The following is a 23,427-nucleotide window of genomic DNA, read 5'->3' as shown; positions in this document are numbered from 1 at the left end:
CATTATTCTAATTTTGTAAACAACTTCACCATCTTCTCTTTGTCTAATCTTCTCTCTGCCTTGCTTTTACCTATTCTCGATATTATTTACCTGTAAGCTTAACTAGTCCAACACCGCCGAAATAAAGCGCTAAAACTGCTCCAGCTAAGAGACTTTGAGTCAAGGGGTCAGTAGAAGGCGTCAGGACAGCTCCTAAAACCACTGATCCCATAATCACGTAACGCCAACCAGAAACCATCCGTTCTGACGAGACAATGTTCAAATTACCGAGCAACAGTTGAATAATGGGAATTTGAAATGCTAAACCAGTGCTGAATAACAGTAGCAGCACAAATTCAAAATATTTATCAATTGACCAAAGTTGTTCGACTACATCTGCTCCGTAGCTGATGAAAAATTTCAAGGCTGCGGGGATAAGGAGTAAATAGGCAAATACTAAACCCGCTCCAAACAGCACACTCGAACCCAAAACCACAGGCCCCAGTAAACGGCGTTCGCGGCGAGTCAGTCCTGGAACCACAAACTGGATAATCTGGTAAAGAATGAAAGGACTAGTAAGTACGAAGCCAGTGTAGGCGGCAACTTTCAGGGAGACAAAGAAATATTCTCCAGGTGCAAGTTGGAGAAATTTTACTCCTTGCGCTGGAACCTCAAGTAACTGGACAATTGGCTTCACGGCAAAGAAACAGCCAATAATGCCCACTGCTACGGCAATCAACGAATAGAAAATTCGTTGCCGCAATTCTTCTAGATGGTCGAAAAGGGACATTTCGACTTCACCAGGCAACTCATCAAGAGGATCGGTGTCTGAGTTGCCATATCCTTCTGGGTCGAGGTTAGGAACGTTTACAGTATCTACGTCTTGTGAAGGCGTCACGTCGCTTCGCTCCGAATTAAAAATTCAAAATTCAAAATTAACAATACCCTAAATTTATTTATGCGCTTGTATCATGAGTGTTTGTCGGTCATCGACCATTTCGGTGACTCAGCATTCTTCATTATTTTATCTGGGGAATGCAGCTACTAAGCCCGGATTTCTCACGCATAGTGTAGGCAGAGGGGGAAGAGGAGTGTGGGGAGTGTGGGGGGTAAGACTTCTTCCCCATCCTCCCACACCTCCCACACCTCCCACACCCCTTGGATTTCTCACAAGTGAGAAATCCAGGTAAGATATGTTTTTGGGTGCTGTGGGTTTTTTGTCCTGTTTTTTGGGTTTGCATCTGCATAAGTTAGTAGGAAGCCATCTTGTAGGCAATGCCTAACCTAAAAAAAGGTGGAACCGATAATTATAAATCACGTCTCTGCGGATAGTAGCGCTGCATAAATTAACACAACATCAACATTTAATACTCAGTTTTAAAAATCCGGTTCGTCAAGGTGGCATCTATACATATCGTAATCGGAAATTGTTAGCTGAGGTTGGGTATGAACCGGATAATTTGCATTGTCCTCATGGCATTGCCTGTTTATTTATACAATGTTGAGCTAGGCAATACTTCTAGTAGTGACGTGACAATTGTTAAAAACCAGTTTCCCACAATAGCTGCGCTAATTGCTTACAGTACAAATGCTCAGTTAGGCATTTTGCCGTGGCAAATATCGGCTAGAGATGACCAAACTGAAGATTGCCTTCGTTTTGGCACTTGCAAAGATTAATAAAAAAAGGCAGGAGGCAGGAGGCAGGAGGCAGGAGGAAAGAAGTTATGAATGAAAACTTTAGTTATGGGTAATAACCCAGTTGAAAAAGAAGAATTGTATTGAGACTGGCAGTGCGTTAGCATCGCGGCACGAAGTGCGATACAAAGCTTCCACAACCTAAGTTCCACGCTTTTAAGCATGGGTTAATTCTGCCTCCTGCCTTCTGCCTTCTGCCTTCTGCCTTCTGCCTCCTGAAGACAGCCCCATCATCAAAGAAAATTAATGGTTGTAGAATATCAACGTACAGTAGTGGTTACAGGAGCCTCAACAGGAATTGGTCAAGCCACTGCTTTGCTTTTAGACCAGTTGGGCTTCTCTGTTTTTGCTGGAGTGCGTCAAGATATTGATGCTCAGACACTTAAACAGAAAGGATCGCCAAGACTGATTCCGATTTTTTTAGATGTTACTGATGCTGAATCGATCGCAGATGCGGTTGATATGGTAACAAATGCAGTTGGTGGTACTGGGATTTTAGGTTTAGTGAATAATGCCGGAATTGCTGTTCCTGGCCCGTTAGAATTATTAGCGATCGCAGAATTTCAACACCAGATGCAGGTTAATGTCACTGGACAATTAGCAGTGACACAAGCTTTTCTGGGTCTTTTACGCCAAAGTCGGGGTCGAATTATCAATATGGGTTCCATTGCTGGTAGGAGTCCAACGCCGTTTTTGGGGGCTTATAATGCTTCTAAATTTGCCTTGGAAGCACTCACTGATGTAATGCGAATGGAGTTACGACCTTGGGGAATCTCAGTTTCAATTATTGAACCTGGTTCTATTGCTACCCCAATCTGGGAAAAGTCTCTTAGTCAATCTGAAGTAGCACAATACGATTTACCACAATCGGCACAAAATCTCTACGGTCAAGCGATGAATATTGTCCGCAAGAAAATGCAGATTCTTGCATCTAAGGGAATTTCTGCGGATATTGTGGCTCAAGTTGTTGTCCAGGCGCTAACTGCAAAACAGCCCAAGACGCGCTATCTTGTTGGACAGGATGCCAAAATTGGAGCGCTGATAAAGCATATTTTGCCTGATAAGCTACATGACAAGATAATTTTATACTCAATGGGGCTGTAGATTACTGATTGTCAATACTTCAGAGGTCGTCACTCTGAATGCAAAGGCTATCATTAACAAAATCATGATTTTCATTCACAAAATCATGGTTTTCATTGACAAAATCATGATTTTCATTGACAAAATCATGATTTTCATTGACAAAATCATGGTTTTCATTAGACCTCTTTCATAAATCAAAAATAAGAAAGAACCCCACCCCGCCAAAGCTACGCTTTGTCTCCCCTCCCCGCAAGCGGGGAGGGGTTGGGGGTGGGGTGTTAGGGACTTTTGCAAGAGGTCTATTGACAAAATCATGCTGATTTCAGAACGAGAAGCAAAATTTAGTCAAAAAGTGACTCTAAACTCAAGTTGACTTAACCAATATTTTTGTTAAAAGCCTTATTTTACAAGGATTGTAGATTATTTTTTTGTAAACTTTACGAAAGCTCCTTAATAAATCAAGCTGATGATGAGTTCAAGAGAGCAACAAAACTGTACTTAACAGTACCTTTTTTTGTGTTGGATATTTTTAATATTCATAAGAGTACCTTATTTAATCTAAGATATAGCGGTTTGCAGTTGAGTCCAATACAGACCTAACCCCAACCTTCCTTAGTAGGGAAAGGGAGTAAGATTCAAAGCCTCTCTCCTAAGAGGAGAGAGGTTTGGAGAGAGGTCAAAACTGTACTGCACTCAAACGAGAACCGCCATATCTTTGCTATTTGTACTTATAGTAGTATTTCTGCTTACTTTAACTAAAACATCACCATTAATATGTACTATATCGAACTATAGATATAATTAATTATCCTGAATGCTGCTAGTTTAGTTAGTAGTTTAATTAAAATAAGGCATAAATTATCTAAAATCAATATGTTTATCTAGTAAATTTTTGCATCCCCATTCCTGAGTGAACTTGATTAGTTATGCTCCTAGATTTAGAAAGATTTTATCAGGCTTGCAATCCGAGCAGACCTCTAATTATAGGAAACCCTAGCGATCGCAGGTACTATATCGATTTTGCTGCGGTGCGGGGTGGCAAAATTATCGAAGCTTTGCAGCGAACGATCGCTAGAATATCGCCGGATATCCCAACCTGTCAACTATTTACCGGACATCTCGGCTGTGGAAAATCAACGGAGTTGTTGCGCCTCAAGGCTGAGTTAGAAGTGCAGCAGTTTCATGTAGTTTACTTTGAGTCTACCCATGTCTTAGAAATGGCCGATGTGGATGTGACTGATATTTTGTTGGCGATCGCTGGACAGGTGAGTGAAAGCCTAGAAGCGATGAAAATTAGGCTCAAGCCTCGCTACTTTACCAAGTTGTTTGGTGAAGTTGTGGATTTCTTGCAGACGCCAATTGACGTTGGCGTAGAAGCAGAGTTGTCTGTAGGGATTGCCAAAATTACAGCTAAAACAAAAGAAAGTCCCCAATTGCGGCGGCGGTTAAGAGATTATCTAGAACCACGAACCGCAAATATTTTACAGTCAATTAATCAAGAATTACTAGAACCTGCCACCAAGGAACTGAAAGCCAGGGGTAAAAAAGGATTGGTGGTAATTGTTGATAACTTGGATCGAGTCGCAATTCGACCTTTACCATCGGGGCGATCGCTGCCAGAATATTTATTTATTCAGCGTGGCGAACAATTACGCAAACTGAATTGTCATGTAGTCTACACTATTCCCCTAGCCTTGACTTTCTCCAACGATAGCGCCGAACTTCAGCATCGTTTGGGGGGTGGAGTCGCACCAAAAGTTTTACCGATGATACCTGTACGTCTGCGCTCTGGCGAGATTTTTCCTCAAGGGCTAGCAATGATGCGGCAAATGGTGCTAGCTAGAGGTTTTCCAGACATTTTACCTAGCGATCGGTTAGGCTTAATTACAGAGGTGTTTGATAGTTTAGAAACCTTAGATCGATTGTGCCTAATGAGTGGTGGTCATGTCCGAGACTTACTAGGTTTACTGTTTGACTGTTTGCGAGAACAAGATCCACCCTTTGAGCGGGAATGTGTCGAACTGGTAATTCAAAGACAGCGGGATTACCGAGCTAACGCTATCGACCCTCATGAGTGGGAACTAATCTTTCAGGTGGTGCAACAGCAGAGAGTTAGAGGTGATATACAATACCACGCTCTCTTGCGAAGTCTATTTGTATTTGAATACCGCGATCATCAGGGAGCTTGGTTTGCCGTCAACCCAGTTTTAGCAGAGACGGAAAAATTTAAGTCATGGTTGAACGACACCCACAAGTAGATATAAAAGCAGCTAATGAGCGGGCTTTGCGGAGTTTGGGGAGAGCAATTACCCTTTCTAACGGTCAATTCTCCCTAGTTTTGGTGTGCTGCAATTATCGAGTTTTGCAAGAACTTATGCTGCAACGACTCGAAGAACTCTCTTCAGGAGTACACCACATTCAAAAGGTAATTCTGCCGCATAATGCCAGAAGTCTTTACACAAGTATTCATTTACAACTGCTAACCGAAGCTAATCCGCCATCGGCGTTGATGATTTTGGGTTTAGAGTCAGTAGATGGACTCGACGATTTACTGAGTTCTATTAATCATATTCGGGATGAATTTCGCAAACGCCACCCATTTCCGATGATTGTGTGGATGAATGAGGAAGTATTGCAAAAGGTAGTCCGTTTAGCACCAGATTTTGCTAGTTGGGCGGCGACACCGATTCGGTTTGAAATGACAACTCAATCACTGCTGCAATTTCTGCAACAGGAAACTGACTCTTTATTTGCTACGGTGTTAGCAAACGATGCTACACAACACCAATCTCCTCAAGTTGCAAAGCATTATTCCACTGTCGAGCAAGTCTGGGAACATAGTTATGAACTCCACTTTGCCATTAAAGAGTTGCACAATCGTGGTATTACCTTAGAGCCAGAACTACACGCTAGTTTAGAATTTGTTTTTGGTCTAGATAATTATATTAGCGATCGCATCAATACAGGTTTAAGCCATTTTCAGCAAAGCTTGCAAGTTTGGCAAAAATTAGGGGATGAGGGGGACTTTACTTCCGCTACTCCCCCTGCTCCCCCTACCCCCCCTGCTCCCTTTTCTTCCCCATCTCCCCCATCTCCCCCATCTCCCCTACTGCTGCGACAGGGAATTTTACTGTTTTATATTGGGTTGTGTTATTGCCGTTTTGCAGAGCAAAATCAAACAGAAAACCGCCGCCATTGGTACACTGCTAAATCTTATTTTCAGCAATGCTTGCATATCTTGCAGGTGGCTGGGCGTTTGGATATAGTTGCTGGATTTATTAATCAACTTGCTGAGGTTTTGCAATATCTGCAAGAGTGGGAAGAATTGCAGACAGTTGCTCAAAAGTCTTTGGAATTACATCAAACTTATGGTAGTCAAATCCAACTAGCTTGTGACTACGGTTTTCTGGCGCAAGTGGCTGTGCAGCAGTCGCGGTGGGTACAGGCGAGTATCTTAGCACACGTATCACTGCTGAAATTAGGGGAGGCGCAAAAGCAGAACGACCCTTATAACTGCTTATTTCCATTATTATTGGCGCAAATTTACTATTTAGTGTTGGCGAAAGCACAGCGAAATGTCGGTGAGCTAGAAGTCGCTCGTGAATACTTAGATAAGGCGACAAAAGAACTGCCAGCAGCCTTAGAAAGCAGTGCCCATCAATACGATGCCCATCGTTATATTCGCTTATTGCGGAGACTGCGATCGCTCTACTTTGAAGAAGGACGATATTTAGAAGCCTATTACATTCGACAGAAACGGCGTTCTGTTGAGCAGCAGTATGGTTTTCGGGCTTTTATTGGTGCAGGGCGCTTGCAACCCCAAAGACAGGCGACAAACCCAGCATTAATGTCACCTTCTGGGAGTAGCAGCATTGCTTTAGAAATTGCGGCTTCTGGTCGAGAGCGTGATATTAATAACTTAATTGGCAGAATTAGCCGCGCCGATCAAAAATTGACGGTGATTCACGGTCAATCAGGGGTAGGTAAGAGTTCGACCGTAACGGCGGGTTTAGTTCCAGCACTGCAAACTCGAGCCATTGGCGATCAAATAGCCGTGCCTGTGGTACTGCAAGTTTATACCGATTGGGCACGGGAATTAGGGAAATCTTTAAGTGAAGCGATGTCTAGTGACGCATCCCTGGCGATTTATGCTGATATTAAGCTAGAAGCAGCCATTGAATCGGAAGCTTTGCCTTACTCTGACACACCGTTTACCATCGGTGGTATTTTACAACAACTTCAAGAAAATGCCGATCGCCATTTGATCACAGTTTTAATTTTTGACCAATTTGAAGAATTTTTCTTTGGTTATAGCGATCGCAATCAAAAGCAAGAGTTTGATAAGTTTATTAGCGATTGTCTCAATATACCCTTTGTCAAAGTCATCCTTTCCTTGCGAGAAGATTATTTACATCGGTTATTAGACTTTAAACATCTCTCAGCATTGGAAGCGATTAATAATAATATTCTCGACAAGCATATCCGCTATCAGTTAAATAATTTTTCGCCCGAATATGCCAAAGCAATTATCCAAAAATTGACAGAGCGATCGCAGTTTAATTTAGAACCCGCTTTAATTGATGCCTTAATCGAAGATTTATCCACAGAATTTGGAGAAGTCCGCCCCATTGAATTACAAGTTGTGGGAGCGCAAATTCAAGATGAACGCATTACTACACTAGAAGAATATCAGCCATATAGACCGAACAAACTCATCGAACGATATATTAAAGAACTGATTAAAGACTGCGGCCCAGAAAATGAACGAGCCGCGTTACTTGTCTTATACTTATTAACAGATGAAAGTAACAACCGACCTTTTAAAACTCGTGCTGAGTTAGCGTCGCAGCTATCAGAATTAGAAGATGCTGACAAATTAGAGTTAGTCTTAGAAATTTTAGTTAGCTCCGGTTTAGTGGTACTATTCCCTGATGTACCAGAACGCTATCAACTGATTCACGATTATTTAGTAGACTTGATTCGCTACCTGCAACAACAAGAATCGAGCTTACAGGTACAACTAAATCAATTGCGCTACAAAGTAGAACAAAGTAAAGCTGAGATTGAGCGACTGAAGAGCGAACTTAGTCAAAATAAGCAGCGTTCCAAATTGGTAGCTCCCCATCCCCAACAGGGATTAGACTTATTAACAGAATTGCGAGAATTACACAAGCGGGAAGAATTAAGTCAGTTAGAAATTGAGCAATTACGAGCTGAACTTAAAGAAAAAGAGTTAACAGCTCAACTTGCAGAAAGTCAAAAGAAACAAAGACTTAGTGAAGCTCAATTAAATCGTTCGCTGAAAATTGCTCTAACCGCTTCCGTTCTCGCCATCTTGGGATTAAGTGTTTCCATCGTAACAGCAGTAGATAGCGAAATTAAAACCCTCAGTGCATCCAGTGAAGCCCTCTTTGCCTCGCAAAAAGGTATTGATGCCTTAAAAGAAAGTTTAAAGGCAGGGAGGAAATTACAACAAACAGTCTGGGTAGATTCCTATACAAGAGAGCAAGTACAGACGGCACTTTATCAAGCTGTTTCAGGGGTAAGAGAATATAACCGCTTGGACGGGCATATATCTGGTGTAAATAGTGCTACATTCAGCCCCGACCGCTCTTTAATTGCCTCAGCTAGTGCGGATAATACAATCAAACTCTGGCTTCCCGATGGTAGCTTAGTTAAAACCTTGTCGGGACATGAGGATGTAGTTAATAGCGTCAGTTTCAGCCCAGATAGTCAAATCGTTGCTTCCGCCAGTCAAGACAAGACGATAAAACTTTGGAGTCGAGAGGGTCAACTGCTTGCTACCTTATTAGGGCATCAGGGTGTGGTGAATAGTGTGAGTTTCAGCCCAGATGGTCAGGTTATTGCTTCAGCGAGTACAGACAAAACAGTGAAACTGTGGAGTCGCGATGGTAAGCTGCTCAAAACTTTGCAGGGACATAATGGTGCAGTATTAAGTGTCGCTTGGTCAGCCGATGGTCAAACCTTAGCTTCTGGGAGTGCTGATAAGACGGTGAAACTGTGGAGTCGCGATAGTAAACTGCTCAAAACCTTGCAGGGACATGAGGATGCAGTCAAAAGTGTAGCTTGGTCGCCCGATGGAAAAATAATTGCATCTGCCAGTTTAGACCAGACAATCAAGCTGTGGAATCTGGAGGGTAAACTCCTGCGAACCTTATCGGGGCACAGTGCTGGAGTTACCAGCGTCAGTTTTAGCCGCGATGGTAACACGATCGCTTCCGCAAGTACTGATGAGACAATCAAACTTTGGAGTTCTGAAGGTGTGTTACTGGGAACCCTGAAAGGACATAACAATTGGGTTAACAGCGTCAGCTTCAGCCCAGATGGTCGCACCCTGGTTTCCGCCAGTCGGGACAAAACTATTAAACTTTGGCATTGGGACGATGTGTTACTGCGAAAGCCCAAAGCTGATAATGATGACTGGGTAACTAGCATCAGTTTTAGCCCAGGCGATCGCACCTTAGCAGCAGCAAGCCGAGACAAAACTGTAAAACTTTTCAGTCGAGACGGTCAACTACTCCGTATATTAACGGGGCATCAGGGTCAAGTTTGGGGTGTAGCTTGGTCGCCCGATGGTCAAGTAATTGCCTCGGCTAGTAAAGATAAAACAGTAAAACTTTGGAGTAGTGACGGTCAACTGCTCAACACCTTACAGAGTCATAATGATACCGTCTTGAGTGTAGCTTGGTCGCCCGATGGTCAAGTAATTGCCTCAGCTAGTAAAGATAAAACAGTAAAACTTTGGAGTAGCAACGGTAAACTACTTAACACCTTGCAGGGACATCAAGAAGCGGTGAATTGGGTAAGTTTTAGTCCTGATGGCAAGTTGTTAGCCTCAGCCAGCGATGATAAAACCGTCAAAATCTGGAGTTTAGATGGTAAATTACTATACACATTAACTGGTCATAGCCGCCGTGTAAATGGGGTTGCTTGGTCGCCTGATGGTCAAAGTATTGCCTCAGTGAGTATTGATAGCACGGTGAAGATTTGGAATCGAGACGGTAATTTGCTAAATAATCTCACGGGCGATGGCGATAGTTTTATCAGTGTCAGTTTTAGCCCTGATGGCAAGACTCTGGCAGCTAGCAGTGATGACAAAGTGAGGATTTGGAACCGAGAAGGAACGTTGCTGATTGCTTTGAAAGGCGATAAAGATGAGTTAACCAGCGTCAGTTTCAGCCATGACGGCAAGACTCTGGCTGCGGGTAGTGGCAATGGCACAGTAATTTTCCGAGATTTAGCAGATATCCAACTGGATAAATTACTGGCGCGGGGTTGCGATTTGCTACATGATTATTTGCAGACTAATCAGAAGGTAATGAAAAGCGATCGCGCCTTGTGTTCTAAGCTAATCGGCATTTAAGCTGCATAATAGAAATGCAGAGTCGATTGGGTACTTTACCCTTACGAAAAAGAACAAGAAGTGCATTTAGCTAGCGTTGATTTTCGTTGTGCGATGCCTACGGCGGGCTACGCCTACGCAGAAATATATGAAGATGTAATATTGATAGATGAGAATATTTCCTAATCTAACATTTCTGAGTCAATTCCTAAAGCGTTGAGCTGTTCAGCAGAGAGCGATCGCAACTTCTCTACAATTCTCTCCCTTTTTTGGCGCTCAATCACAGCACGTTCCTCACCCGTTAGCAGTAAATTTCCTTGGGCATCCCACCAGCGCAACCAAGGTAACTCTGCATTCAGATAAAATCCCTGCCAAATTCCCAACTCTACCCCCATAGGAGCAATTGGGTAATGTCCTCGTTCATTAGCTTTCATGAGTTGATAAGTATTATCGACTAAGTGATACACTTCCACTTGCGCTTTTGCTACTTCATAAATTCCATAATAAGGCACTCTAATTGCCTGCTCATAAACCCAAAATTTACCAACATTCCCACCTTGCCCTTGAGATGGTGGCGTTTTATCTCGTTCTTCTGAACCATCTCCAGAGACAAATTCAATCACAATCAAGGGTGCAATATATTCCTTCCACAGCACATAAGAACGCCGCATTTTACCGTCAAGAGTCGGTGGTACATTGGGTACATAAAACCAGTCTGGTGCTTCAGCCCCTTTCTCAGGAGGATCTGTCAATCGCCAGTAAATACCAGAATCTTGTCCAATACAATATTGACTGTCGGGATGAAGTTTCTCTAAAACAGGTTTAATTGAATCTGTGATTAAAATGCTTTGCGGATGCTCCTGAAGATTTTTCACAAATGTACCATCTGAGTCTGGTAACTGGGTGTGATCGGGTAAAGTTAATGCCGATAAGGAAGTCATAGGCTTTAACCAATGGGTTGTCTGATTCTTATTGTAGATTGCTATTTTGCTATTTTTGAATAGACACGCTACGAGGTTAGATGCTACTTATACAAAAACAGTCAATCTTTCTATATGAAAAAATCTATCTCGATTACTGCGGATATTTTCTATATCCTCACAATTATTCGTATTCGACTTAACTATAGACAATAGAAAATGAGAACCTATTACTCGTAAATCGTATGGTATTACATGAGTTGGTATATCAAAAATCCATCCTATGCCTGCCCATGCAGTATTCTCTGAACGTTCCCAAACTACCCTTGTGTATCCTCCATCCATGTGAAAAATCACTCTTACAGTTTCTCTGGCTAACAGAAATATTTCATTCATGGCAATACTATTATTCTGTTTCGATGCTTTTTAGAGGGTGGGCTAGCCCACCCCAAAATAATTCCAAACCAGATGCCAAATTCCGTAGCAATCGATGCATAATACCCGATCGCACTCCTGGCAAAGCATCCCTAAAGCCGATCGCAGCAACTCTTCTTAACTTTTATCCACTGCATAATATGATTTTCAGGAAACACCAGGCTCATCAGCAGTTTTGATCTCTTTTAAAATTCGTTCTACTTGGTTAACTTTTTCACCTCTATTTTGTGTTTTGAAAATATTTAAAGCTTTTTCTAAAGAAGATAGCGCCTCATCTTTTTTATTTGTTTGCCACATTGCTAGTGCAAAATTAGTCAGTGCCTCGCCATAATTCGGATTAATTTCCAGAGCTTTTTTATATTCAGTAATGGCTTCTTCCCAGCGACTTTGACTTGCATAAACCATACCGCTCGCATTGTAGGCTAAAGCATATTTTGGCTGGAGGCGAATGGCTTCTCGATAGGCGCTAATTGCTTCTTCTGATTTTTTTTGCTGAAAAAGTACGTTTCCTAATTGAAAGTGCCCAAAAGCATCTTCTGGGAATTTTTTAATAAATTGGCGTAAATTTTCTTCTGCACCTTTAAAGTCTCCTTGACTATACAGAGTATTAGCTTGTTGGATTAGCTGCGATCGCTCTGGTGCATCTGTACCTGAAGATTGTGCTATTCTTTGTGGTTGTCTCTGTGCAGACTCTCCTGGCGAATGCAAAGAAACTTGTCCAGGAACCGCTAACACTAATGGTGATATTCCCATTACACTGATAATACTCAGCATCATGCAGCCAATAGGTTGAACAAATGCTGATTTGGATTTGCACTTCACCTTCATCGCCCTGAATGCCTCAATAATGTTCTAATCTTTATGATAAATTGGCCTGCGTTAGCGCGTAATGCATCACAAGACAGACGGTAAGTGCAGCATATATGTCATTGGTGTCAATTTTACGTGAAACCCGCTTGGTGACAACGTTTTGCCCTCACCCCCAGCCCCTCTCCCCAAGGGAGAGGGGAGCTAGCTAGAGATTCAATTCCCCTTCTCCCTTGGGAGAAGGGGTTAGGGGATGAGGGCATGAGGGATTTGCAAAACACCTACCCAATATAGTTTTCGGCTTAAGTTGACACCAACGCATATATGTGCGTCCCTACTAAGCTCATTTGAAATTATTTACGTGCCTTCTCGTAACTTATCCAATACACTCCGATCTTCCAATGTCGAAGTATCTCCAGATACTTCTTGTCCAGCAGCTAGATTCCGCAATAAGCGGCGCATAATCTTACCCGATCGCGTTTTGGGCAAAGCGTCTGTAAAGCGAATTTCTCCGGGACGTGCGATCGCCCCAATTTCTTTGACAACGTGCAGTTTGAGTTCTTTACTCAGTTCCTCACTTGCCTGATAAGTGCCTTCTAGAGTCACAAAAGCAACTACTTCTTCACCCTTAAGTTCATCTGGCTTACCCACTACCGCCGCTTCTGCAACTGCTGGATGCGAAACTAAGGCTGATTCTACTTCCATTGTACCGAGTCGGTGTCCTGATACATTCAGTACATCATCCACACGACCCATTACCCAGAAGTAACCGTCCTCATCTTGTCTAGCGCCATCACCAGCAAAGTAAGTATATTTACCATCTTGGGGCGGAATGTGTTCCCAGTAGGTGCGGCGGAAGCGTTCTGGATCGCCGTAGACTGTCCGCATCATTCCTGGCCACGGATGTCGCACCGCTAGATAACCGCCTTCATTGTTGGGTACGGTGTTTCCTTCTAAATCCACGACATCTGCAATAATTCCAGGGAAGGGAAGGGTTGCAGAACCGGGTTTGGTGGGAATTGCCCCTGGTAGCGGTGTAATCATGATACCGCCGGTTTCCGTTTGCCACCAAGTATCCACAATTGGACAGCGATCGCCACCAATTACTTTGTGATACCACATCCAAGCTTCTGGGTTAATCGGTTCGCCAACGGTTCCCAACAAACGCAATGAAGATAAGTTTCGCGCATTCGGATGTTGTTCACCCATCTTAATAAATGCCCGAATTGCCGTAGGTGCAGTATAAAAAATATTAACGCCGTATTTTTCAATTACATCCCAGAAGCAGCCAGGATTAGAAGTCCGGGGCGCACCTTCATACATTATCGTGGTTGCACCATTGGAAAGCGGGCCGTAGACAATGTAGCTGTGTCCCGTAATCCAACCGACATCGGCAGTACACCAGTATACATCTGTGTCTTGCAGATCGAATATCCACTTGGTGGTGATGTGGGTATACAAATTATAACCAGCAGTTGTATGCACTACGCCCTTCGGTTTGCCTGTGCTGCCAGAAGTGTAGAGAACAAACAGCATATCTTCACTGTCCATCGGTTCGGCGGGACAATCTGCTGATACTCCTTTTTGCAAATCATGCCACCAATGATCGCGTCCCCCCAACTGCATATAAGTTTCTTGTCCGGTGCGCTTGACAACGAGGACATTTTCTACACTGGGAACAGCACCATCAGCTAAGGCTTTATCTACCTGTTCCTTCAGAGGAACGATCGCATCTTTGCGCCAACCACCATCAGCCGTAATTACTAGTTTAGCTTGAGCATCAATTAAGCGATCGCGCAAAGCTTCGGCACTAAAACCACCAAATACCACACTGTGAGGTGCGCCAATTCTGGCACAGGCTAACATCGCGATCGCAGCTTCGGGAATCATCGGCATATAAATACCGACGCGATCGCCTTTTTGTACGCCTAGTTGCTTCAATACATTGGCGAATTGGCAAACTTCCCGATGGAGTTGGGCGTAGGTAAGGGTACGGGAATCACCTGGTTCTCCTTCCCAAATCAGTGCAGCTTTATTTTTGCGCCAGGTAGTGAGATGTCTGTCAAGACAGTTGTAAGAAATATTAATTTTACCACCAACGAACCACTTAGCAAAAGGTGGTTGCCAGTCTAATACTGTATCCCATTTTTGGAACCATTCTAATTCTGTTCCAGCCAAATCTGCCCAAAATTGCTGCGGATCGGCTTTGGCTTTATCGTAGAGACGCTGATAGTCATCCAGGCTTTTGATATGGGCGTTCTGCGAGAATTCTGAGGCAGGATGAAAGAGGCGGTTCTCTTGTAAGATTGATTCTATAGTTGGTTGAGACATGATTACATTTAGAAACGGTATTGTTACTGAAAACTATTTTTAGCTTAGTTGTGCTAGACGCTGTTTAGATTTTCGTTAAGCTAGGTAAAAATTGCCGAGTTATTTAGTTTACATTCATTTTCATCTACCAAAAGCCAGCGATCAAGAAATTTAAACTCTCAAGAAACACAGCCTATCGAAGGCTTTTCAACCTGCGGAGGCAGGTTTTGTATTTCGACTTCGCTCAACACAAGTCTGTGTAGCCGCGACTTCTAGTCGCCTGGTGCAAGATATAAGTAAAGACGTTTTACAACCTATCTACCGGGAATGTTGCAATATTGTAAGTAGTCTTGACAAGCAAAACCTGAAACTATGACGCTCACGGTCGAAGCTAGCAGCCTATCTCTTAACGATGTTCATCGCTTTCTGAAATTAGAAAAGCTTTCAAATGCTTCATTTACAGATTTCTTAAGGCTAGAACCACTCTCGGAATTTGAACAGCAAGATTTATTAAGAATCAGAAACGACTTTGATCGTTATTTAAGCGCAGGAAAAATTTCTGAAGGGTTGGTTAAATTCTTAACGATTGCACCCTTAATGCGGCTCTCAGGATTTTACGATGTGCCAATTCGGTTGACAATGGAAGACAGCATTGCGATCGCAGTCGAAGATGAAGACAGAAGAATTACCGGGCGGATGGATATTTTAGCAATCAACAGTCCTCAAAGTGATATTGCACCGCCATTTTGGATTCTAGTGATTGAAACAAAAAATAGTTCGGTCAATGTGATTGAGGGTTTACCTCAATTACTCACTTATGCTTTTAAGAGTTTAGAGCAACAACCATCAGTTTGGGGTTTGGTAGCTAATGGACAGCTTTATCAATTTGTTTATCTAAGACATGACAACCAGTCAACTTATGAGTTAATGCCATTATTAAATTTGAGTCAATCTCCAGATGCAATTGAGTTATTGCAAGTTTTCAAAGCCATTTGTAAGTTACCAAATTTTCAGTAAATAAATTGCGGAGCGATCGCTGATGTCTGAACCTGCTACTCTAGAAATCATCTCTGATAATATTTCAGAGGATGAAGTTATTTTTCCTCCTGGCGATATACTGAGTGACGAACCACCCTTGGAAAGTGACCTGCACCGAGAACAAATTGATTTGCTGATTCGCATACTTAAATTGTGGTGGCGAGAGAGGCAAGATTTCTACTCTTCTGGCAATTTGACGATTTACTATAGTCCTAACCAGAAAAAATCAGAATATTTCCGCGGCCCAGACTTTTTTGTAGTTTTGGGAACCCAAAAAAAAGACCGTAAGAGTTGGGTAGTTTGGCAAGAAGACGGCAAATATCCCAACTTGATTGTGGAAATTTTGTCAAGTTCAACGACAGCAGTTGATAAAGGTTTAAAAAAACAAGTTTACCAAGATACCTTCCGTACACCAGATTATTTCTGGTTTGATCCTGTAACAATGGAACTTCAGGGATTTCATTTAGTTGATGGTAAGTATCAAGAAATCCAAGTAACCACTGATGGACGTTTGTGGAGTCAGCAGTTAGAACTTTATTTAGGAGTTTATGAAGGTAAATTAAGATTCTTCACTACTGAAAATCAATTAATACTATCATCAGAAGAATTAGCTGAACAAGAACGTTTACGTGCCGAACAGGCAGAAGAACGCGCCGAACAGGCAGAAGAACGTGCCGAACAAGCAGAGCAAGAAATTGCTCGACTGCGCGAGGCTTTACGTATACAGGGCATCGACCTAGAGAATATTTGATTACATCAGGAAATAAACTAAAGACATTTTCAAGTTAAAATCTAGTTATCAATGTGTAAAAAAAGCGTAATCTTCTGAAAGTAGGGCATCGATTGCAAGCACAAGAAATTAAGGATCAGCTAAAGTCCCTTATCGAGCAAGCCTCCTCGATAGATCATAATTTAGCGAGAAGATTAGATCAAATCAATCGTTGGGTGAAAAACATCAAGCCAGGTTCCCTGACTGCAAAACCCTTTGTCATCGCCTTTCTGCTAGAGGTGATTACGGATTCGACAATATGGCTGATGATTAAATCCTTACCTTCAGAAGATGAACAAAAAGCAAAATTCGAGATGATGACGCCGATTGAGAGATATTGGTATGGTTATCTATTTCCTAGATGGATTAATGCAAGTGACTCCAAGTTTTATATTTGGAAACAAAAATTGATGGCAGGTGAATTTAATCAGGTTGATAATGATATCATTAGATCAATAGCCCAAGATATTGTTCAGCGAGAAGGTAGTTTTTGGCAGCGTTATATTGCCGACCTTTCTATGGCAACAGATTTAATTGTTAGTCGTAACAATCAACCACTGTGCATTCAAGTTACCAGTGTTAGTGAAGAACTCAATCAACAAAAGTACCAAGCTTGGCAAAATACACTGCGATCGTGGGAAATAGAGAGAGGATTGTTCTTAAGTTACAATCCCAAGGATACTAATTTTGTGAACCAGTTAGTGAACGTGGCCCTGTATAACAGTGATTACCTTTCTGGTGGTAAATATTTAAAATTTTCGTGAAATTTCAGGAATTTGATATTTCAGATTTGTGTCTAGCCTACATACTTACGTGCTAATTACAGCTTCTATGGCTAATAAAAGAGAAACTCACTGCAACAATCAAGTAGATACATTTGCTGAAGCTTTAGCGACAGCGCGACAAATGCAGCAGAACTGGCTAACTTATGGGGTTGATTTTGTCAATATTTACGTTGAGGATGTGGAGGGAGACTGGCTAGAAACGTGGGGACATGATGAAATATTAGGTAATTTTCAATTAGATACTATTAAAGAATTTCTGGTAAGTAATGATAGTGTAGCTGTTAGGGTAAGAGAGCATTTAAGAGAGCGATCGCTGTTTGATTTTGCAGTAAACTTAGATGAAGTTTGGAGAATTTCTGAAACCAATGACAGGTTATCTGCTGTGAGAAATCTGTTAGTTGGTGAAGGACATAGTATTGATACAGATGATATCAGGTTATTGGATTTAGCAGATAGTCTGGTGGTAAAGTTGACAGAGATTTTGTAAAATTTTTAGTTGCGTAGTGGTAGAGTAAATTTTGAAGTTTTATTTTGCTTGCGATTGAGTAGCATATAGGCGATCGCTTTTCCAGATAAGCTTTAATAATCTTTGAGATGTGCAATCTTTATCACCGTTAGTAGCAAGGGTTGATCTTGAATCTGGTAAATAATGCGGTATTCACCCAAAAGAACCTTATACAGTCGTTCAGTGTTCTTCAATGGGTGAGCATCTTCTGGATATGGATTTAATGCTAGTTCCTCTAACTTTTGTGCTAGTCGTTGCTGCACCTCTGAGTCCAATTCTGCAATTTTCTGCACAGCCGAAGGTGCTAATGCTACTTGGTAGCTCATATCCCTAGCTCTCTTTTAATGTCTTCCAAGGGTGTTGTCCCCAGCTCTGCAATTTCCTCTAGTACCTTATAAGCATCTCTTGCATCAGCCTCATCTAACCTTGCTTCAATTAGCTCATGCATCTGCTCTGTTGAGGTAATTTCAATCCCTGGTTCTTCTCTAATAGGACTTACGCAAAATATCTCTCAAACTCTGATTTCTCCGTGTCCTCTGCGCCTCTGCGGTTCGTTATTCCGTAACTCGTGCGTAAGTCCTATCTAAGTTTGTCCGTTAATGCATAAAAAGCTTCGCGATCGTCCCGATGTTCCAACACATAAGCTTTTAACTCTTGTTTAGTCATCCCTTGAAAATTTGCCTTAGTCATAAATATCTTACCCTCCCATTTGGCAATATTTCGACTTCAAAACTTTGTCCAGCCAGAATATAAATGCGTGTTGTCCGTTCATCTAATCTCACCAAGTAAATTGGTAGGTACATCTGAGTTAAATCCTGACACACCTTAAATAATTCAATTGCTTGTTCATTAGTTGGTTTCACTCAATATAATAATTAGCAAAATACCAGTAAAAAATACCCAATTTGTAGGGTGCATTATTAAGGCATCGTCTATTAAATGCGAATAGTGCCGTATTTGTGAGCTAACATACCCTATCTTTTAATGGAGAATTTAGTTTTTGGTCTTCCCTAAGAGCATCGCTCATCCTGATTAAAGCAGTTCTTCGGAAGCCGTAGGTACTAACGTCCTCAAAGAGGGGACGCTAAAAGCCAAAATGATTGGTAGAAGTTGGCGGGTTAAGCGCAGTGACCTGGATGAATATGTAGCAAGCTTGTTTTAACTATACAGTTATCTATCTTATAGCTATACCTTCAGCAATTAATGCTTCTCTATATAACCAAGCTTCTCTAGCTGTATTAAAACCATCTATCGACTTATGTTCGTTGTTATCTTTAGTTATATAATTCATTCCCCAAGCATCCTTTTCAAAGGAATAATAGATTTTATAGAGCATTACAGGTTGTTTAAAATTATTTCCATAATCACCGCTATCTTCTATTACAGTACGGTCTTCTCGAATACCGTAAAACCTACGTTTTAGTTTGTCTATATGAACTTCTACAACATCACCTAAGTGGTTAGAGTGTAAGATAATATTTCCATTTTTGTTGACGGTATGAAAGTTAAGGTTTGGTTTAGACATTATGTTCTCTTTGTCGTGATTAAAATTAGTTTATGAGGTTGCTGAACTGTTAAACAATATTTTACAAGATTCACATCTTTAGTAATTAAAATTCGATTTTATTGAATTTAGACGCCATTAATTCTCATTATTTTGCCTGAGTCTTTCTCAAAGCTTGGTTTTTTTGACGCAATTGCTCGATTACTTCTGTACCCTCAAGTCGTTCTCCGCGATCAAGTTGCTCAACCCCAATCATAATTTCTCTTTGCAGTTCCTCAAACCGACCCTTGTCAATATGTTCCCATTCCTCCAATAGCCTAATACCCGCAAGAATCACTTCTTCAGATGAGGTGTACTTCCCGCTTGCAACTTGACTTTGAATGAACTGCTCAAGCTCGGTTGTTAAGGAAATATTCATGAGCTATTACCCTATTTTTGTTGTCATCTTCTAATTTTAGATGCGAACTGACAGCAGTCCATTGCGATCGCACTAAGCTAGATGTTAAAACTTTGGGTGTATTGACTTATACGCAAATTACCCCACTTGTAGGGCGATCGCACACATTCAACCCTCTTCAAAATGCACCACAAGCGCGTTAAGCTGAATTAGAGTGGCAATTTATTGCGCTTTTTAATATGCAAATCTCTGTCCTTGTCAAATTTTAATTTTTCTGCTTGAGAAACCCGGAATGCTAGACCGAATTTTTGATTACCTCGATTTTCATTTCAGCCTTGAAGCCCTTATAGTTCTGGTAATCCTGGTGCTTTTAGAGGCGCTGTTATCTGCCGACAATGCCATCGCCCTAGCTGCGATCGCTAGGGGGCTGGAAGACAAAGAACTTGAGCGTAAAGCTTTGAACTTTGGTTTAGTCGTTGCCTATGTGCTGCGAATCTCCCTGATTCTTACTGCCACTTGGGTACAACAATTCTGGCAATTTGAATTATTGGGCGCTGCTTATCTGCTGTGGTTGGTATTCCAACACTTTACCTCGGAAGAATCGAAGGACGATCGCCATCACGGGCCGCGTTTTACTTCGTTGTTGCAAGCGATACCTGTGATTGCATTTACAGATTTGGCATTTTCTTTGGATAGCGTGACAACTGCGATCGCAGTTTCTCAAGAAAAATGGCTAGTGTTAACGGGTGCAACAATTGGTATTATTACGCTGCGATTCATGGCGGGATTGTTTATCCGTTGGCTAGACGAATACGAAAACCTAGAGGATGCAGGCTATGTAACTGTCGCCTTGGTGGGCTTGCGCTTGTTGTTGAAAGTACTCAACGATAGTTTAGTTCCACCAGAATGGATCATGATTGCTGCCATCTTCCTGATTTTAGGCTGGGGATTTTCCAAGCGCGTTGGTACTGAATCACCCCAAATAAAACCGGAAAAGAGCGAAGTCTCTAAATAAGTTAGGAGTGAGGAGTTATTAATTTTCAACTCCTAACAGACGCGATTAATCGCGTCTCTACTCCTAACTTTTGTACAGACGCGATTAATCGCGTCTCTCCATTACTCGTGCAACCAAGGCGTTAAGTGTGGTTGCCAACTGACCAATTCTTCATCCTTAAACCACAGGGCAATTTCCTGTTGCGCGGTTTCTGGAGCATCAGAACCGTGGATTAAGTTGCGACCAATATTGAGTCCAAAATCGCCGCGAATCGTTCCTGGCTCTGCTGTTAAAGGGTTTGTCGCACCAATAATCTTTCTGGCAGATGCAATAACACCATCACCTTCCCATACCATCGCTACCACTGGGCTAGAAGTGATAAATTCCACTAGACCACTAAAAAAGGGACGTTCTCGGTGAACGCCATAGTGTTGTTCAGCCAGTTCCCGACTGACTTTTAGTAACTTTAAACCAACTAGGGTAAAACCTTTGGTTTCAAAGCGACGGATAATTTCACCTACTAATCCCCGCTGGACTCCATCAGGCTTAATTGCTAAAAATGTGCGCTCCATTGCGATCTCCCAAAGCTTAATAAAGTTTTTATCTAGTCAATTGTCCTTTGTTCTTTGTCCTTTGTCTAAGGGTTTTGCACTCTTGACTAATGACTAGCGACTAATCACTAATGACACAAGACTCTTGACCAATCAGAGTTTATCTCAGAAATTATCTTTGGGTGCATATACGTTCCCAGATGAATGCGCTAAATTGTTAACTCGTGGGTGAAAAACAGAGGTTAGGAAGAAATGGGTGTTGAGTCAACTGCTACATCTGGCGAGGTGGTACAAGTACCGTCCAATGGGCAAAAAGAAGTGAAAAATCATAAACAAAAAAAACTGTTACCACCGAGTCCTACCACAGGAGATTTACCTCGCTCCTGGAAAATTGAGGATAGCGAAGCCTTGTACCGGATTGAAGGATGGGGACAACCTTATTTTTCCATCAGCGCTGCTGGTCACGTTACCGTGTCACCCAAGGGCGATCGCGGGGGATCTCTTGACTTGTTTGAATTGGTCAACTCCATGAAACAGCGCAACTTGGGACTTCCCATGTTGATTCGCTTTTCTGATATATTGGAAGACCGGATTGAGCGGTTGAACGCTTGCTTTAATAAAGCGATCGCTCGCTATAATTACCCTGGTGTCTACCGTGGCGTGTTTCCCGTCAAATGCAACCAAGAGCGGCATTTGATTGAGGATTTAGTGAAATTTGGCAAACCCCATCAATTTGGTTTAGAAGCTGGTTCCAAGCCAGAATTAATGATTGCTCTGGCTGTTTTGGATACCCCAGGAGCATTGTTAATTTGTAACGGCTACAAAGACCGAGAATACATCGAAACGGCAATGTTAGCCCAAAGACTAGGACAAACACCAGTCATCGTCTTAGAACAGATTGAAGAGGTTGATTTGGTAATTGATGCCAATCGCCAGTTAGGTATTAAGCCAATATTAGGTGTTCGTGCTAAACTCAGTACCCAAGGCATGGGACGTTGGGGAACCTCCAGTGGCGATCGCGCTAAATTTGGTTTGACAATGCCTGAAGTTATCGAGGCTGTTGACAAGTTACGCGAAGCTAACCTGCTCGATTCTTTGCAGTTGATGCACTTTCACATCGGCTCACAAATCTCTGCCATTAACGTGATTAAAGATGCCATCCAAGAAGCCAGTCGCATTTATGTAGAATTGTCGATGCTGGGGGCGGATATGAAATACCTTGATGTTGGTGGCGGCTTGGGCGTAGATTATGATGGCTCCCAAACCAACTTCTATGCATCGAAAAATTACAATATGCAGAACTATGCCAACGACATTGTGGCAGAGTTAAAAGATACCTGTGCAGAGCGCCAAATTACCGTACCAACACTGATTAGTGAAAGTGGACGAGCGATCGCTTCCCATCAGTCAGTACTGATTTTTGATGTTCTTAGTACCAGTGATGTCCCCCTCGATTCACCAGAACCTCCACAAGAGGGAGAATCCCCAATTATTAATTATCTTTGGGAAAGCTATCAATCCATCAACCAAGAGAATTACCAAGAGTTGTACCATGACGCCGCACAATTCAAAGAAGAAGCCATTAGCCGCTTCAACTTAGGAATTTTACGCCTCAGAGAACGAGCCAAAGCCGAACGCCTCTACTGGGCTTGTTGCCAAAAAATTCTTACCATCACTAGACAGCAAGAATACGTACCCGATGAACTGGAAGACCTAGAAAAAATTATGGCTTCCATCTACTACGTCAATATGTCAGTGTTTCAATCAGCACCAGATTGCTGGGCGATCGATCAACTATTCCCAATCATGCCAATCCACCGCTTAGATGAAGAACCAACGCGGCGGGGAATTTTGGCAGACCTCACCTGCGACAGTGATGGTAAGATCGACCGCTTTATAGACCTGCGCGATGTCAAATCGGTTTTAGAGTTGCACACCTACAAACCTGGAGAACCCTATTATTTGGGAATGTTCTTGAATGGAGCTTACCAGGAAATCATGGGCAATTTGCACAACCTGTTTGGGGATACCAACGCCGTTCACATTCAATTGACGCCCAAAGGCTACCAGATTGAACACGTTGTCAAAGGCGACACCATGAGTGAAGTGGTAAGCTACGTCCAGTATGACTCCGAAGATATGGTGGAAAACATTCGCCAACGTTGCGAGAAAGCATTAGAAGAAAAGCGCATTACCCTAGCGGAATCTCAGCGACTACTGCAAACCTACGAGCAGAGTCTTAGAAGATATACGTATCTAAATAGTTAGGAATAGGGGATTGGGGATTGG

23 protein-coding genes and 1 pseudogene are annotated in these 23,427 nt (G+C 42.2%); 12 read left to right on the top strand and 12 right to left on the bottom strand.

The genetic code is table 11. The annotated features are described in order from the left end of the window. Positions 1-82: 82 nt before the first annotated feature. Positions 83-877, bottom strand: a complete 795-nt coding sequence (gene tatC / locus CDG76_RS04755; protein ID WP_094347874.1) for a twin-arginine translocase subunit TatC — start codon at positions 875-877, stop codon at positions 83-85. Between the two features lie 126 nt (positions 878-1,003). Beyond that, positions 1,004-1,150, bottom strand: a complete 147-nt coding sequence (locus CDG76_RS37055; RefSeq protein WP_190240759.1) for a hypothetical protein — start codon at positions 1,148-1,150, stop codon at positions 1,004-1,006. Between the two features lie 275 nt (positions 1,151-1,425). On the opposite strand from CDG76_RS37055, the gene CDG76_RS04750 reads away from it, so the two are divergent. The 4 genes from CDG76_RS04750 (at position 1,426) to CDG76_RS04730 (ending at position 10,144) form a co-directional block, all read left to right on the top strand. Then, a complete protein-coding gene (locus CDG76_RS04750; protein ID WP_094347873.1) occupies positions 1,426-1,656 on the top strand; it encodes a hypothetical protein in 231 nt (76 codons plus the stop codon). Between the two features lie 264 nt (positions 1,657-1,920). Continuing rightward, positions 1,921-2,778: an SDR family oxidoreductase gene (locus CDG76_RS04745; protein ID WP_094347872.1), complete on the top strand. Its 858-nt coding sequence runs from the start codon at positions 1,921-1,923 to the stop codon at positions 2,776-2,778. A gap of 908 nt (positions 2,779-3,686) precedes the next feature. Further along, the gene (locus CDG76_RS04735; RefSeq protein WP_094347870.1) at positions 3,687-5,018 is read left to right on the top strand and encodes a P-loop NTPase fold protein; all 1,332 of its coding nucleotides are present in this window, start codon (positions 3,687-3,689) and stop codon (positions 5,016-5,018) included. Then, on the top strand, positions 4,994-10,144 hold the full coding sequence (locus CDG76_RS04730; RefSeq protein ID WP_094347869.1) for an nSTAND1 domain-containing NTPase: 5,151 nt from the start codon (positions 4,994-4,996) through the stop codon (positions 10,142-10,144). Before CDG76_RS04735 ends, CDG76_RS04730 begins: the two co-directional genes overlap by 25 nt. Positions 10,145-10,305: 161 nt before the next feature. Here CDG76_RS04730 and CDG76_RS04725 read toward each other — a convergent pair whose 3' ends face one another. The 3 genes from CDG76_RS04725 to acs all read right to left on the bottom strand — a co-directional run bounded on the left by CDG76_RS04725 (position 10,306) and on the right by acs (position 14,616). After that, on the bottom strand, positions 10,306-11,064 hold the full coding sequence (locus CDG76_RS04725) for a Uma2 family endonuclease (protein ID WP_094347868.1): 759 nt from the start codon (positions 11,062-11,064) through the stop codon (positions 10,306-10,308). A 561-nt stretch (positions 11,065-11,625) separates the two neighbouring features. Continuing rightward, positions 11,626-12,306 (bottom strand): tetratricopeptide repeat protein, encoded by a 681-nt coding sequence (locus tag CDG76_RS04715; protein WP_094347866.1) that lies wholly within the window; start codon positions 12,304-12,306, stop codon positions 11,626-11,628. A 336-nt stretch (positions 12,307-12,642) separates the two neighbouring features. After that, positions 12,643-14,616 (bottom strand): acetate--CoA ligase, encoded by a 1,974-nt coding sequence (gene acs / locus CDG76_RS04710; protein ID WP_094347865.1) that lies wholly within the window; start codon positions 14,614-14,616, stop codon positions 12,643-12,645. Between the two features lie 351 nt (positions 14,617-14,967). Here acs and CDG76_RS04705 point away from each other — a divergent pair, with 351 nt between their 5' ends. The 4 genes from CDG76_RS04705 (at position 14,968) to CDG76_RS04690 (ending at position 17,674) form a co-directional block, all read left to right on the top strand. Then, positions 14,968-15,612, top strand: a complete 645-nt coding sequence (locus tag CDG76_RS04705) for a restriction endonuclease subunit R (protein WP_094347864.1) — start codon at positions 14,968-14,970, stop codon at positions 15,610-15,612. A gap of 22 nt (positions 15,613-15,634) precedes the next feature. Beyond that, positions 15,635-16,384: a Uma2 family endonuclease gene (locus tag CDG76_RS04700; RefSeq protein WP_094347863.1), complete on the top strand. Its 750-nt coding sequence runs from the start codon at positions 15,635-15,637 to the stop codon at positions 16,382-16,384. 92 nt (positions 16,385-16,476) lie between these two features. Continuing rightward, complete coding sequence (locus tag CDG76_RS04695; RefSeq protein ID WP_190240758.1) at positions 16,477-17,166, top strand: hypothetical protein; 690 nt, start codon at positions 16,477-16,479, stop codon at positions 17,164-17,166. Between the two features lie 67 nt (positions 17,167-17,233). Then, positions 17,234-17,674, top strand: coding sequence for a hypothetical protein (locus CDG76_RS04690; protein ID WP_094347861.1), 441 nt, complete (start codon positions 17,234-17,236; stop codon positions 17,672-17,674). A 92-nt stretch (positions 17,675-17,766) separates the two neighbouring features. On the opposite strand, the gene CDG76_RS04685 is transcribed toward CDG76_RS04690, so the two are convergent. The 4 genes from CDG76_RS04685 to CDG76_RS37050 all read right to left on the bottom strand — a co-directional run bounded on the left by CDG76_RS04685 (position 17,767) and on the right by CDG76_RS37050 (position 18,555). After that, on the bottom strand, positions 17,767-18,018 hold the full coding sequence (locus CDG76_RS04685; RefSeq protein ID WP_094347860.1) for a type II toxin-antitoxin system RelE family toxin: 252 nt from the start codon (positions 18,016-18,018) through the stop codon (positions 17,767-17,769). Beyond that, positions 18,015-18,140, bottom strand: a complete 126-nt coding sequence (locus CDG76_RS38955; protein WP_262984299.1) for a hypothetical protein — start codon at positions 18,138-18,140, stop codon at positions 18,015-18,017. The genes CDG76_RS04685 and CDG76_RS38955 overlap by 4 nt, the downstream gene beginning before the upstream one ends. Before the next feature lie 131 nt (positions 18,141-18,271). Beyond that, entirely contained in the window at positions 18,272-18,382 is a 111-nt protein-coding gene (locus CDG76_RS39555; protein ID WP_442946363.1) for a DUF6887 family protein, read from the bottom strand. Beyond that, a complete protein-coding gene (locus CDG76_RS37050) occupies positions 18,379-18,555 on the bottom strand; it encodes a DUF6888 family protein (RefSeq protein ID WP_094347859.1) in 177 nt (58 codons plus the stop codon). The genes CDG76_RS39555 and CDG76_RS37050 overlap by 4 nt, the downstream gene beginning before the upstream one ends. Before the next feature lie 218 nt (positions 18,556-18,773). Here CDG76_RS37050 and CDG76_RS35825 point away from each other — a divergent pair. After that, positions 18,774-18,854, top strand: a pseudogene (locus CDG76_RS35825) (helix-turn-helix domain-containing protein); the annotation flags it as partial. A gap of 12 nt (positions 18,855-18,866) precedes the next feature. On the opposite strand, the gene CDG76_RS04675 reads toward CDG76_RS35825, so the two are convergent. Further along, positions 18,867-19,217 carry a hypothetical protein gene (locus tag CDG76_RS04675; protein WP_094347858.1) on the bottom strand — a complete coding sequence of 117 codons (351 nt, stop codon included), beginning with the start codon at positions 19,215-19,217 and terminating at the stop codon, positions 18,867-18,869. Positions 19,218-19,344: 127 nt separating this feature from the next. Then, positions 19,345-19,614 carry a type II toxin-antitoxin system ParD family antitoxin gene (locus tag CDG76_RS04670; RefSeq protein WP_094347857.1) on the bottom strand — a complete coding sequence of 90 codons (270 nt, stop codon included), beginning with the start codon at positions 19,612-19,614 and terminating at the stop codon, positions 19,345-19,347. 20 nt (positions 19,615-19,634) lie between these two features. Here CDG76_RS04670 and CDG76_RS37045 point away from each other — a divergent pair, with 20 nt between their 5' ends. Then, positions 19,635-19,796 carry a hypothetical protein gene (locus tag CDG76_RS37045; RefSeq protein WP_190240757.1) on the top strand — a complete coding sequence of 54 codons (162 nt, stop codon included), beginning with the start codon at positions 19,635-19,637 and terminating at the stop codon, positions 19,794-19,796. 89 nt (positions 19,797-19,885) lie between these two features. Then, on the top strand, positions 19,886-20,608 hold the full coding sequence (locus tag CDG76_RS04665; protein ID WP_094347856.1) for a TerC family protein: 723 nt from the start codon (positions 19,886-19,888) through the stop codon (positions 20,606-20,608). A 101-nt stretch (positions 20,609-20,709) separates the two neighbouring features. Here the strand turns inward: CDG76_RS04665 and ndk are convergent, their stop codons facing one another. Continuing rightward, the gene (gene ndk / locus CDG76_RS04660; RefSeq protein WP_094347855.1) at positions 20,710-21,159 is read right to left on the bottom strand and encodes a nucleoside-diphosphate kinase; all 450 of its coding nucleotides are present in this window, start codon (positions 21,157-21,159) and stop codon (positions 20,710-20,712) included. A 231-nt stretch (positions 21,160-21,390) separates the two neighbouring features. Here ndk and speA point away from each other — a divergent pair, with 231 nt between their 5' ends. Beyond that, positions 21,391-23,406 (top strand): biosynthetic arginine decarboxylase, encoded by a 2,016-nt coding sequence (gene speA / locus CDG76_RS04655; protein WP_094347854.1) that lies wholly within the window; start codon positions 21,391-21,393, stop codon positions 23,404-23,406. The last annotated feature ends 21 nt before the right edge of the window (positions 23,407-23,427 follow it).

The sequence above is a fragment of the Nostoc sp. 'Peltigera membranacea cyanobiont' 210A genome (genome assembly GCF_002246015.1).
In the GTDB taxonomy this organism is placed as follows: Bacteria; Cyanobacteriota; Cyanobacteriia; order Cyanobacteriales; family Nostocaceae; genus Nostoc.
This window is presented reverse-complemented; position numbering and strand designations above follow the sequence as displayed.